This is a genomic window from Advenella sp. S44 (assembly GCF_002810445.1).
In the GTDB taxonomy this organism is placed as follows: domain Bacteria; phylum Pseudomonadota; class Gammaproteobacteria; order Burkholderiales; family Burkholderiaceae_B; genus Advenella.
In genome coordinates, this window is record NZ_NEXS01000009.1 from 206,560 (window position 1) to 219,188 (window position 12,629).

The following is a 12,629-nucleotide window of genomic DNA, read 5'->3' on the forward strand; positions in this document are numbered from 1 at the left end:
CCCCGGAGATAAAGAATGTCGTTTGGAAGCACCCTCAAAGAATTTAGTATCGGCAGCGCCACAGCAAAATATTATTCACTGCCGGAACTCGGCAAACTACTGGGCGTCAATATTCAATCGCTGCCGGTATCCATTCGGATTGTGCTCGAATCAGTACTGCGAAACTGCGATGGCAAGAAAATAACTGAAGACCATGTGCGCCAGCTGGCCAGCTGGCAGCCGGTCGCAAAACGCGAAGACGAAATCCCTTTTGTTGTGGCGCGAGTCGTACTGCAGGACTTTACCGGCGTCCCGTTGCTGGCCGATCTTGCTGCCATGCGCGCCGTGGCCCACGAAATGGGCAAAGACCCAAAACGCATTGAACCACTGGTACCGGTTGATCTGGTGGTAGATCACTCGGTCATGATCGACTACTTCGGCACCAAAAAGTCGCTGGATTTAAACATGAAAGTGGAATTTCAGCGCAACAAAGAGCGCTACCAGTTCATGAAGTGGGGTATGCAGGCTTTCGATACCTTCGGCGTGGTGCCTCCCGGATTCGGTATTGTCCACCAGGTCAATCTGGAATACCTGGCCCGCGGCGTCTATCAAAAAAACAACGTTTACTATCCGGATTCTCTTGTTGGCACCGACAGCCACACAACCATGATCAACGGGATTGGCGTAGTCGCCTGGGGTGTGGGTGGCATCGAGGCCGAAGCCGCCATGCTGGGCCAGCCGGTCTATTTCCTGACACCCGATGTGATCGGCGTAGAGCTCACCGGTAAACTGCGCGGTGGCGTCACCGCAACCGATTTGGTGCTCACGCTCACAGAGTTGCTGCGTCGTGAAAAAGTAGTAGGCAAATTTGTGGAGTTCTGTGGGCAGGGCACAGCCACCTTGTCTGTCACCAATCGCGCCACCATCGCCAACATGGCCCCCGAATACGGCGCCACCATGGGCTTTTTCCCGGTAGACGACCACACGATCGACTACTTCAAGGGAACTGGCCGTACAGAGCAGGAAGTGACGGCGCTTGAAAATTATTTCAAAGCTCAGCAGATGTATGGCATCCCTAATGGCCAGGACATCCGCTATACAAAACTGCTGCATCTTGATCTGTCCACGGTGGCGCCTTCGCTAGCGGGTCCCAAGCGGCCGCAGGATCGCATCGAGATCGGACACGTTAAAGAGACTTTTGCCGACCTGTTCATCAAACCGGCCATCGAAAACGGCTTTAACCAGTCCCCCGAGAAATTCGAACAGACTTTTGAAACCAGCGCAGGTACCAAGCTGCGCAACGGCGATATTCTGATTGCCGCCATTACCTCTTGCACCAATACGTCCAATCCCAGTGTGATGCTGGCCGCAGGGCTGCTGGCGAAAAAAGCGGTTCTGGCCGGCATGAAAGTGCCCAGCCACATCAAGACCTCGCTGGCGCCTGGTTCACGCGTAGTTACCGAGTACCTGACTGTAACCGGCCTGCTGCCCTACCTGGACAAGCTCGGATTCGATGTCGCCGCCTACGGCTGCACGACCTGTATCGGCAACGCCGGCGATCTGGCCGCCGACATCAACCAGTCGATCACTGAAAATGACCTGGTCTGCGCCGCCGTCCTGTCCGGCAACCGCAACTTTGAAGCCCGTATCCATCCCAACATCAAGGCCAACTTTCTGGCCTCGCCACCGTTGGTGGTCGCCTACGCATTGGCCGGCACCATTAACAAAGACCTGATGACCGAACCAGTAGGCAAGGGCAAAAATGGCGACATCTGGCTAGGCGACATCTGGCCTAGCGAAGAAGAAGTGCAGGCACTGCTTGCGGCCGCCATGCAGCCCGAGGTCTATCGCCAGAATTACGCCCAGGTCAAAAACAATCCCGGCAAGCTGTGGAAGAATATCAAGGGCGTAACGGGAGACGTTTATAACTGGCCCGAATCAACCTATATTGCCAAGCCGCCGTTCTTTGATGCATTTGAGATGACGCCCACCCCCATGCCACCGGTCAAAAACGCCCGTGCGCTTGGCATATTCGGCGATTCGGTCACCACTGACCATATTTCGCCTGCCGGCTCCATCAAGGAAACGTCGCCCGCCGGCCGCTGGCTCAACGACCATGGCATTTTGAAAGCAGACTTCAACAGCTACGGCTCACGTCGCGGCAATCATGAAATCATGATGCGTGGCACATTTGCCAACGTGCGCATCAAGAATCTGATGATTCCACCGTTGCCGACCGGCAGTCGCGTCGAAGGCGGAGAAACCCTGCACCAGCCCAGTGGCGAGCAAATGTCCATTTATGATGCTGCTATGAGATATATTGGCGATGGGGTCGCCACTGTGGTCTTCGGTGGCGAAGAATACGGTACCGGCTCCTCCCGCGACTGGGCCGCCAAAGGCACGCAACTGCTGGGCGTCAAGGCCGTCATTGCACGCAGTTTCGAACGCATCCATCGCAGCAATCTGGTTGGCATGGGCGTCTTGCCGTTGCAGTTCAAGGGCGACGATAGTGTCGATACCTTGGGCATTACCGGCACCGAAACCTTCGATATCAGCGGGCTGGAAAACGGCATCAAGGCCCAGCAGGATGTCACCCTGACCATCCGTCGTAAAGACGGCAGCTCACAGGACGTCAGTATTCTGCTGCGCATTGATACGCCTATTGAAGTGGATTACTATCAGAACGGCGGTATTTTGCCGTTCGTACTGCGCCAGTTGCTTTGACACAGGCCGGGTTCTGCAGCGTGTCGGGAAAGCAAGCCAAGTATCCTTGCGCTTTCCCCCGCAGCAACGGCCCGGGCAAGCAAATGGCATTTTGCCCGATCAGCGCAGCCGCGCGCGATCCTAACATGCTGCCCGGCCTGCCCGTTAAGGGTAGAGTGGCAGCGCAACTGCAAGTGTAATGAACCGGAAAAAACCAGCCAGCCTGCACGCCAGCGACCAGCCACTTCTCGATTTATGCCTTGCCCTGAAGCAGTCGGGCTGCATTGTTGAAGATCGTTATTGGGAAAATCTGATTCAGACCGCGATTCTGGACGTTTTCAGGCACAGCCGCAAGAAAACAGTGGAGCGACTACTGGACCACCTGTCCGACAGCGATTCCGAAACCCACGACATTCTGCTGGAGCACGCAGAAACGTTATCGGAATCTTGCGAATGGGTCCATGAGGAAGTCACCTACGATTGTGTCTTTGTGGCCATACCCGTTGTTGCCTGGACCCGATTCGAGATCCCCCTGCCCATCCTTGACGAGGCAACACAACAAACGCTCACCGACAAGCTGAAGCAGCATGTGGCAGCCAACGACGTGCGAATGGCCATTCATCCGCAGATTCTGAGCGTCGATCAGATGCCGCGCTCTTTTACCGGCGTCTTTCAGTGGATGAACGCCATTACCGCCAGGGTTTTCGGCAAGTCCGTGCGTTCCGGCGTCCCGGTAGACAATCTATCCGAAGACATGCAGTTGATGTCGGACAGCCGTTTTGTCCTGGCCGCCTTCTGCACGCCCAAGGGCAAGGCCATTTTCCGCTGGCAGCAGGCGGATGGCCAATTCAGCGAACAGCGCGATATTTGCCTGGGCAAGTGGCGCGACGCCGCCACGCCTTTATTCCAGAAACTGCTGCCAGCCTGCGGATTGGACCTGATGTTGCCCGATGCCTTTTATATTGCCAATCGGCAGGCCGACAAACGAATCCGCTTTGCCGCCATTACGGCAGCCATGCAGTGGCTACAAACGGTTTTTGACACACCGCCCGATGCCTTTCGTGCCACCGTGGCGATGTATCAGGACGAAAACTTGCGGGAAATCAGGATCGGCTTCACTCTGCTCCAATCGCATGAAGTGATTTACGGGTGCCTGTGGCCGGTCTTTCCCGACGAAATCGAGGAACAGCAACTGGAGAGCATCAGCGATTTTGCTCAGCTCGATACGCTCGTGGAACACCTTCAGGGTAATGGCGTACGCCATATTACCGTTCTTAAGGAAACGCTTGACGGCAGTAGCGACGCATCGGAAGAGCCGCTGTTTCCCAATCCGGCTGGCGAACTGATGCCCGTGATGATGCCGGACGTTTCGGAGGATCCGATTGGACGATTCCACTAAGACGCTTGCTCAACCGGGCGGCCCTCGTATCGATATATTTTGCCGGGTCGTCGACAATTTCGGTGATATTGGCGTGTGCTGGCGGCTCGCCCGCTCCTTGCATCAAGAATGGCCGGCGCAGGTCAGGCTTTGGGTTGATGACCTGACGGTATTTCGGCGCCTGGCCCCGGCGGTGCAACCCGAAAACACGCAACAGGAAGTGGACGGGATCCAGATCGTTCACTGGACTGACACTCCGACCTCACATATACCGGCAGAAGTGGTCATCGAAGCGTTCGCCTGCGATCCTCCATCGGAATACATAGACGCCATGCCGGGCCGTACAAAACTATGGCTCAATCTGGAGTATTTGTCGGCAGAGCCCTGGACTGCCGGCTTTCACGCTCAGCCCTCTCCCCAGCGCAATGGGGTTTCGAAATATTTCTTTTTCCCCGGTTTTTCCGGCGACACGGGCGGGCTGATCCGTGAAGCCGACCTGAGCGAGCGCCGACGCAGCTGGATGCATTCTCCGACGAAAAAAAAACAATTTCTGCAACGCATCGGACTGCCGCAAGCCCAGGCGCACCTGGACGCAGATACGCTCTTTATCAGTCTGTTCTGCTATGCATCGGCTCCCTATCGCAGTTTGCTGCATGCCCTGCGCAAATCACTCAAACCGGTGGTTCTGCTGGTGCCCCAATCGGTCTTGCCCCAGCTGGAGCGCGACGCAGTCACACAGCTTCATGGCGCGGTTGCCATTCCCGATACCGGCATGGGTGGTGCTGTCGCAAACAGGCCTGACTCTGACTTGGCTTCTGCACCGTTGCCCGGTGTCACGCTTTTGCGTATCCCTTTTCTGCCCCAGGACGAGTACGATCAATTGTTATGGCTTTGTGACCTGAACTTCGTGCGCGGAGAAGACAGCTTTATTCGAGCCATCTGGGCCCGCAAGCCCTTTCTCTGGCAAATATACGAGCAAAGTGACGATATTCACCTGAAAAAATTGCAGGCCTGGCTGGCGCTGTTCCCGGGCCATGAAGAGACCAAAGCCATGATGCGCAGCTGGAACTCTCCTTCCCGGCATGCCTACTTTACCAATCAGCTCACGACGTTGCTCAATAACCCGAGACAATTGGACAGCTGGCGCAGAAGCTGTCGCACATTTGCGGAAAATTTGTCTAAAAACAAGACATTATCGGAATCGATCCGGATTTTTTATGAAAAAGCCGTCAACTCAGGCTAAAATCATACTTTTTTCCGCCGGCGTCCGTATTCAGGCATCACACCTGTCGCGTTTGCAGCGGAATCAGCCATATCCATTCCATCCGGAGCAAATTTAATGAAAACCGCACAAGAACTGCGCGTAGGTAACGTCGTCATGGTGGGCACCGAACCTCTGGTCGTGCAAAGAGCTGAATACAACAAATCCGGTCGTAACTCTGCTGTTGTCAAACTCAAATTCAAGAACCTGCTGACAGGATCCGGCAGCGAACAGGTTTCCAAAGCCGACGAAAAATTTGAAATTGTCGTGCTGGACAAGAAAGAGTGCACCTACTCCTATTTCGCAGACCCAATGTACGTCTTCATGGACGAAGAATATAACCAGTACGAAGTTGAAGCCGAAAGCATGGGCGACGCATTGAACTATCTGGAAGAAGGCATGACAGTTGAAGTCGTGTTCTACGAAGGCCGCGCGATTTCTGTAGAATTGCCTACCATCATTGTCCGTGAAATCACTTATACCGAGCCTGCTGTCAAGGGCGATACCTCAGGCAAAGTTTTGAAACCGGCAAAACTCAGCACAGGTTACGAGCTGGCTGTGCCCCTGTTTTGCAACATCGGCGATAAAATTGAAATTGACACACGTACGAACGAATATCGCAGTCGTGTTATGTAATCAGGCATAAGCGGGCGCTGTATTTTTCCGATGACGCGAGCCCGATTATGTAAGAGCCCGCCGGCCCTGGCTGATTCATTCAGCAGGTCGGCGGGCTTTTTTCATGCCGGCTCATCCGGGCAAAAACACAGCTTATAGTGGCCTGGCCCAGGTCGCGATCAATCTCGTGAACCCGAACCTGCGCAAACCGACTTTCTGCCTGAGCTCTCTACCAAAAACACGTGGGCCCGTTGCAAAAAATCCGTCGGCCCTTCGGCTGCACGGTGAAACTGCTGCAACACAACGGGCTAAGCCCGTTGCAAAAGACACCCCGTTAGCCATGCTGCATATGATGCGAACACATACACGACCGGCATGATAGCGATCAGTCCCGAAAATTGTTGAAGCTTAGCGGCGCATCGGCCACTTCTTTTTTCAGCAACGCAATAACCTCCTGAAGTATGTCGCGCTTGGCGCCGGTAACCCTAACGGTATCGCCCTGGATACTTGCCTGCACTTTGAGCTTGCTGTCTTTGATCGTGCGCACGATTTTCTTGGCCAGGTCGCCCGTCACCCCTTTTTTGATGGTATTGAACTGCTTGACCTTGTCGCCGGAAATTTTCTCTTCCTTACCCTTTTCCAGGAAGCGCAAATCGACATTGCGCTTGGCCAATTTACTGAGCAGCACTTCACGTACCTGGGCGACTTTGAAGTCGTCATCGGCATAAATAATGAGTTCGAGCTCTTTTTGCTCGATGCGGGCATCGGACCCTTTGAAATCGAAACGGGTGGAAACTTCTTTATTTGCCTGATCGACCGCGTTGCGGACCTCGGTCATTTCGGCTTCACTAACCACGTCAAAACTGGGCATCCCTCTCTCCATCTATTGAAATTAAAGGATATTCTACGCGTCCTGTCACGGGGTTTCAATGTACGCGCCCTGCCGCAAGGTTTCAATGAATCAGCAGCGCAAGTGCGAACCTGAATATTTACAAAAATCGACAAATCCCGACAGCAATTGGACACGCAAACTTGGTAGACTTTGTCTGAGCATTGACAGATCTGGACTGATCCGACACTGTTTGAGCGCTATCGATCCCCACCATTGAATAAGGATACCCATCATGAGTGCACTAAATATACTTGAATCCCTGCTCGGCGCCGGCAAATCGGCAATGAACCAGGCTGGATCATCGGTAAAAAATGCCGCCTCCGGTGACCAGTCACTGCTTTCCGATAGTGATAAAACAACGCTGAGCGCTGGTGTATTGGGCATGCTGGTGGGACATAAAGCCAACAGCAACCTGGCAACCTATGGCGGGCTGGCCGCACTGGGTACGGTAGCCTATCGTGCCTATCAACGCTGGCAGGCAAACCAGTCTGATCGCCAGCCCGAGATGCAGGCATCTGGCTCTGCTCCTGCCCCCGCCCAGTCACAGCCTCCAGCGCCCATCAACCAATTGCCAGCCGCGCAGGCCGAAGTGCAAAGCAAGGCTATTCTGACTGCCATGATCGCCGCCGCCAAGGCCGATGGCCATATCGAAGAAAACGAGCAAACCATCCTGGATCAGTATTTCAGCAAAATGAGCACGCCCGAAGAACAGGCGTGGCTCAAGGCTGAACTGGCCAAACCGGTAGATCCGGTTGCTGTGGCCAGCCTGGCAACGGACCCGCATTTGGCATCGCAAATGTACGCGATCAGCGTGTCCATTATTGACAGCACCAATTTCATGGAAAAAGCGTATCTGGACGAACTGGCCAAGCAACTGGACCTGACACCGGAGCTCAAGGCGGAGCTGGAAACCCAGGTTGCCCAGGCTTAATGCAAAAAAAGGTCGCGAGCCTTGGACTTGCGACCTTTTTACCTATCGACGGCTTGGCGGACTCAGCCGGCGCGAAACCGCAAGGGACTGAGTTGCCCCGGGTCCACGCCTTGCACTAGCAAATCTTGCGGCAAAGCTTCATTCCAAGCCAGTGCTGCAGCCAGCCGGGAAACGGCGTCGGAAGATTGAATACCGTAACCGCCTTGCCCGGCCAGCCAGAAAAACCCCTCAACACCGCTATCCCACCCCACCACCAGATTGCCATCCGGTGCGAAGCTGCGCAATCCGGCCCAAACATGTGTGGGCCGGCGAATCTGCAACGTGGTGGCCTGCTCAATGTAATAGATCCCGGTTGCAATATCCAGTTCTTCGGCCACGACGTCATGAGGGTCCACATCGTCCGCGTTAGCGGGCGAGCCCATTAACTGACCGGCATCCGGTTTGAAGTAGTAGGTCTCTTCGATATCGCATACCATGGGCAAGGCCTCCAGTTCCAGACCCTGCGGCGCACTGAAGGTGAATGCGCTGCGTCGCCGCGGCTGTATGCCCACCGGCTGCACGCCACAACGCTGCGCCAACACATCGGCCCAGGCGCCGGCGGCATTGACAACATGGCGCGCGCGAAATTGCCTGCCGTCGGCGCTGTCCAGCGTCCATACCCCATCGTGCCGTTGACCGTGGCGGATATCTACGGACAAAACCAGTTCTACACCATTGCGCTTCATTCCTTTCAGATATCCCTGATGCAGCGCGTCAACATCGATATCTTCCGCCTCGCGTTCATAAATGCCGCCGTAAAGATCGTCGGGTTTCATGCAAGGTACCCGTTCAAGCACCTGCGCTGCGCTCAGCCACGCTACATTCGGGGCACGGGCCAGCAGCTCCTGATAGGTTCTATCAAGAATCGCTTTCTGTGCGTGTGTCCCGACATAAATGCAGCCTCGGGGATGGAGTACCGGATGTTCGGAAAAGCCGCTGGCCTGCGCATTTTGGAAAAACTCGCGGCAGGCGCGCGTTAACGCCTGCAATTGGGCAGGCCCATAAGTTTCAATGAACATGGCAGCAGAGCGGCCGGTTGAATGGTATCCCGCATGGGCCTCGCGTTCAAGCACAAGCACCGTGCCGGGCCGCTGTGACAGCTGATAGGCAAAAGAGGCCCCGGCAATGCCGGACCCGATAACAATGTAGTCAAACACCACTGCGTCGCTCAAAATCTTCCTCCTGCCTCATAGGCCGGATTCGGCCGTTTTTGTCGCCGGCGCCTTGCGCGCCGTATCATGGCCGGCGATTGCGGCCAGCGTCAACACATCTGGGAGCATTATGAATCATATTCGCCGCAAAAGACTGTTCGGCATATGACCGGCAAGGGCATTCACAGCCAGCCGGTCTTGCGAAACTGGCGGAACAGCAAACCGCAAATCAGGAACATCAATAGCATGACCAGCGGATAGCCATAGGCCCAGTTGATTTCCGGCATATTGGTAAAGTTCATGCCATAGATGCCGGCGATCGCAGTGGGTACGGCCAATATTGCCGCCCAGGATGCCAGCTTCTTGGTAATGTCGGTCTGATGCGCCTGAGCAATCATCTGACTGGCTTCAAAGGCAAAAGCCAGCGACTCGCGCAAGGCGTTTATCTGATCATCAATCCGGGCCACCCGGTCAGCAACAATCCGATAATAGCCCTGGGAATCCGGTTCGACAAACGCCAGGTTGACCACCGACATACGACTACAGATTTCAATCACCGGCGCAATTGACGTATGCACGCGCAACAAGTCGCGCCGCAGCCGGTACAGCTTGCGTACATCCGAGTCACGAAAACCGTGAAGGATCATTTTTTGCTCAAGCTGCTCGACATCCTGCTCGAAGCCGCTAGTCAGCGCCAGGTAACTATCTGCCAGACCGTCGAGTATTTCCGCGACAACAAAGTCGCTGCCCCGGGCTATCAGGTCGGGCGAGTCCTCCAGGCGATTGCGCAAAGGCGTATTGCTCATTGCCTCGCCCCGCCTGACCGTAAGAATGAAGCTTTGTCCGAAAATCATCTGCATTTCGCCATAAACAATCTTCTTGTTCTGGCGGGAGATGGTAACCGCGACAATCAGAATATAGTTGCCATAGTCGATCACTTTTGGACGGAAATGACGCTTGACGATTTCCTTGGTTGCCAACTTGCTGAACGACAGATTCTTGCACGTCATGCGCAGCTCATCGTCAGACGGATCCTTCAGGCCCGTCCACAATAAATGATCGGGATCGCGCTTGTAGCCGGCAATGTCTTCCGGCGCAATAATGGCGTGCCGATGACCTCGGACATATTCGACCGAAGCCACCACGCCGGACCCACTATCATGATTGACTGCCTTGGCCACTCCCGGAATCGCCTTTTTTTGAGCCACGCCGTGTGCATCAGGGCCTGCGGCACGTAAGCCTGCAACGCCAGTTGCGTGCTCGTGCCCCTTGTGTGCAGAACCGCCAGCTCGTTGTTCGCCCGCCTTGGCTGTGGGGCCGCCCGTGGGTGCGACAACGGCATCCGGGCCTGTCGACTGGCCCCCCGAATCAGCGGTTTGCGCGTTTTCATTCCGCTGTTTACTGGCATCGGCGTTTTTTTCGTCTTTCATATCGGGCTCTCCTGCTGATGGCAATCATACCATTCCGTACCTTACCCGCATCTGTCGAAAAAGCAAGCGGGCTCAGGGGCAGAATCCGGTATAGTCTGACAGTCCGCGGGTGATAATCATGCGCTGCACTTCGCTGGTGCCCTCGTAAATCTGGGTAATACGGGCATCGCGATAAAACCGCTGCACCGGATAGTCCTCAAGATAACCATAACCACCGTGAATCTGGATGGCTTGCGAGCAGACTTTCTCGGCCATTTCTGAAGCAAACAGCTTGGCCTGGGACGCCTCGGACAAACACGGAATGGCTTTGTCCTTCAATGACGCCGCATGCAGCACCATCAGCCGCGCTGCATTGACCTGGGTGTGCATGTCGGCCAGCATATTGGCGATGCTTTGGTGTTTGATCAGCGGCTCATTGAACTGGATCCGGTCTTTGGCGTAGGCAATGGCAGCCTCAAGCGCCGCACGCGCAATACCCACCGCCTGCGCTCCAATTCCGATGCGGCCGTTTTCCAGATTCGACAGCGCGATCGACAAACCCCGGCCGCGTTCTCCGAGCAGATTATCCTGATCTATCATGCAGTTTTCAAGAGTAATGGCGCAGGTGTCGGACCCGCGAATGCCCAGTTTGTTTTCGACCCGGTTCACTATAAACCCCGGGGTGTCTGTGGGCACCAGAAATGCGGAAATCCCCCGTTTGCCCTGGTCCGGATCGGTCACGGCAAAAACAATGGCCAGCTTCGCACGCTTGCCATTTGTCACGAACTGTTTGGCGCCGTTGAGCACCCACTTGCCATCCTGCAACTGGGCGCGGGTTTTCAAGTTATGCGCTTCGGACCCCGCCTGCGGCTCAGTCAGGCAGAAGCACGAGATGGCGCGGCCGCTGGCCAGCTCGGGCAGCCACTGCTTTTTCTGGGCGTCATTGCCGCAATTGAGCAAGGTTCCGCAACCGACAGAACAGTGAACCGACACCAGCGTGCCAGTTGCCGCATCGGCAGCGGATATTTCTTCCAGCGCCAGTGCGTACGACACGTAATCGGTTTTTGACCCGCCCCACTCCTCGGGCACGACCATACCCAGCAGGCCAAGCTCTCCCATGCGGCGCAATACATCGTCGTCAATCCAGCCGGCAGCCTCCCAGGCGGCAGCGTGCGGCGCGATTTCCTGTTCCGAAAAATCGCGCGCCATATCCCGGATCATGCGTTGCTCTTCGCTGAGCGCCGTATCAAATGTACTCATTTGTCAACCTTTCCCATGGATTGAATGATGGCCGAAAAATCCAGATGGCCATTGCCCTGCCCGCTGAAAGTCTGATACAGCTGCTGCGCCGTCGCGCCCATGACCACCGGCACTTTGGCCGCGCGGGCCGCTTCGGTAGCCAGCCCCAGGTCCTTGAGCATGAGATCTGTCCCGAAGCCGCCGGCATAGCCTTTGGACGACGGCGCCGTTTCCACCACGTCGGGCCACGGGTTGTAGACCTCGGTACTCCAGCAACGGCCGGATGAGGTATTTATGATGCCGGCCAATACCTTGGGATCCATGCCCAGTGACACCCCCAGGCTCATGGCCTCGGCAGCGCCAATCATGGAAATGCCCAGCAGCATATTGTTGGCAACCTTGGCTACCTGCCCGTTGCCGGCGCCGCCGCAATAGACGATATTCTTGCCCATCTGTTCCAATATGGGCAGCGCCTTGTCAAAGGCAGCCTGCTCGCCACCAACCATGAAAGTGAGCGTACCGGCCCTGGCGCCCACTGTCCCGCCAGAGACCGGCGCATCCAGCATGACGTTGCCTTGCCGTAGCGCTGCCGCAGCCACCTCGCGCGAGGTCTGCGGATCGATGGTAGAAGAATCGATCAGCAGCACACTCGGATCGACTGCCGCCAACACTCCGTCGTCGTCCAGGTACACCTTGCGCACATGCACAGAGGCAGGCAACATCGTGATAAGCACGTCGGGGCGGGCCGCGGCCACCTCACTGGGCGATGCGGCCGCGGCAGCGCCGGCCTGGACCAGTTCGGCCACCGCCGACGCCACCAGGTCAAACACGTGCAGCTGATGTCCCGCCTTGAGCAGATTCAGCGCCATGGGCGCGCCCATATTGCCCAGTCCGATAAAACCAATATTCATTACTGTCTCCGTTATTTTTTTCCAGCCCGACCAAGGATTGGCCAGTGCCTACCTGTAGCACGGACAGGATTGCAGGCCCGCGCACCACGCCAGGCATGGGGTACAGACGAGTTCTGGCCGA

The 12,629-nt window shown here is 55.9% G+C and carries 10 protein-coding genes; 5 read left to right on the forward strand and 5 right to left on the reverse strand.

The annotated features are described in order from the left end of the window. Positions 1 to 15 precede the first annotated feature (15 nt). The 4 genes from acnA (at position 16) to efp (ending at position 5,957) form a co-directional block, all read left to right on the forward strand. Positions 16 to 2,703, forward strand: a complete 2,688-nt coding sequence (gene acnA, locus CAP48_RS14775; protein ID WP_100698046.1) for an aconitate hydratase AcnA — start codon at positions 16 to 18, stop codon at positions 2,701 to 2,703. A gap of 178 nt (positions 2,704 to 2,881) precedes the next feature. Continuing rightward, positions 2,882 to 4,081 (forward strand): DUF2863 family protein, encoded by a 1,200-nt coding sequence (locus CAP48_RS14785; protein ID WP_100698050.1) that lies wholly within the window; start codon positions 2,882 to 2,884, stop codon positions 4,079 to 4,081. Then, on the forward strand, positions 4,065 to 5,303 hold the full coding sequence (gene earP / locus CAP48_RS14790; protein ID WP_161495270.1) for an elongation factor P maturation arginine rhamnosyltransferase EarP: 1,239 nt from the start codon (positions 4,065 to 4,067) through the stop codon (positions 5,301 to 5,303). Before CAP48_RS14785 ends, earP begins: the two co-directional genes overlap by 17 nt. Before the next feature lie 96 nt (positions 5,304 to 5,399). Beyond that, the gene (efp, locus tag CAP48_RS14795) at positions 5,400 to 5,957 is read left to right on the forward strand and encodes an elongation factor P (protein ID WP_100698054.1); all 558 of its coding nucleotides are present in this window, start codon (positions 5,400 to 5,402) and stop codon (positions 5,955 to 5,957) included. Positions 5,958 to 6,321: 364 nt separating this feature from the next. Here efp and CAP48_RS14800 read toward each other — a convergent pair whose 3' ends face one another. Then, complete coding sequence (locus CAP48_RS14800; protein WP_100698056.1) at positions 6,322 to 6,807, reverse strand: YajQ family cyclic di-GMP-binding protein; 486 nt, start codon at positions 6,805 to 6,807, stop codon at positions 6,322 to 6,324. A gap of 253 nt (positions 6,808 to 7,060) precedes the next feature. Between CAP48_RS14800 and CAP48_RS14805 the strand changes: the two genes are divergently transcribed. Further along, positions 7,061 to 7,759 (forward strand): tellurite resistance TerB family protein, encoded by a 699-nt coding sequence (locus tag CAP48_RS14805; RefSeq protein ID WP_100698058.1) that lies wholly within the window; start codon positions 7,061 to 7,063, stop codon positions 7,757 to 7,759. Between the two features lie 62 nt (positions 7,760 to 7,821). On the opposite strand, the gene CAP48_RS14810 is transcribed toward CAP48_RS14805, so the two are convergent. The 4 genes from CAP48_RS14810 to mmsB form a co-directional block, all read right to left on the reverse strand. Then, entirely contained in the window at positions 7,822 to 8,970 is a 1,149-nt protein-coding gene (locus CAP48_RS14810; RefSeq protein WP_192871343.1) for an FAD-binding oxidoreductase, read from the reverse strand. A 161-nt stretch (positions 8,971 to 9,131) separates the two neighbouring features. Further along, complete coding sequence (locus CAP48_RS14815; protein ID WP_100698060.1) at positions 9,132 to 10,379, reverse strand: magnesium and cobalt transport protein CorA; 1,248 nt, start codon at positions 10,377 to 10,379, stop codon at positions 9,132 to 9,134. A gap of 72 nt (positions 10,380 to 10,451) precedes the next feature. Then, entirely contained in the window at positions 10,452 to 11,618 is a 1,167-nt protein-coding gene (locus CAP48_RS14820; RefSeq protein WP_100698062.1) for an acyl-CoA dehydrogenase family protein, read from the reverse strand. Next, the gene (gene mmsB / locus CAP48_RS14825) at positions 11,615 to 12,508 is read right to left on the reverse strand and encodes a 3-hydroxyisobutyrate dehydrogenase (RefSeq protein ID WP_100698064.1); all 894 of its coding nucleotides are present in this window, start codon (positions 12,506 to 12,508) and stop codon (positions 11,615 to 11,617) included. Before mmsB ends, CAP48_RS14820 begins: the two co-directional genes overlap by 4 nt. Between the last annotated feature and the right edge of the window lie 121 nt (positions 12,509 to 12,629).

Excerpts from the sequence above, each read along its gene's own strand:
- acnA (WP_100698046.1), top strand. The coding sequence starts at position 16 with ATGTCGTTTGGAAGCACCCTCAAAGAATTTAGTATCGGCAGCGCCACA.
- CAP48_RS14785 (WP_100698050.1), top strand. The coding sequence starts at position 2,882 with ATGAACCGGAAAAAACCAGCCAGCCTGCACGCCAGCGACCAGCCACTT.
- efp (WP_100698054.1), top strand. The coding sequence starts at position 5,400 with ATGAAAACCGCACAAGAACTGCGCGTAGGTAACGTCGTCATGGTGGGC.
- CAP48_RS14800 (WP_100698056.1), bottom strand. The coding sequence starts at position 6,807 with ATGCCCAGTTTTGACGTGGTTAGTGAAGCCGAAATGACCGAGGTCCGC.
- CAP48_RS14805 (WP_100698058.1), top strand. The coding sequence starts at position 7,061 with ATGAGTGCACTAAATATACTTGAATCCCTGCTCGGCGCCGGCAAATCG.
- CAP48_RS14815 (WP_100698060.1), bottom strand. The coding sequence starts at position 10,379 with ATGAAAGACGAAAAAAACGCCGATGCCAGTAAACAGCGGAATGAAAAC.
- CAP48_RS14820 (WP_100698062.1), bottom strand. The coding sequence starts at position 11,618 with ATGAGTACATTTGATACGGCGCTCAGCGAAGAGCAACGCATGATCCGG.
- mmsB (WP_100698064.1), bottom strand. The coding sequence starts at position 12,508 with ATGAATATTGGTTTTATCGGACTGGGCAATATGGGCGCGCCCATGGCG.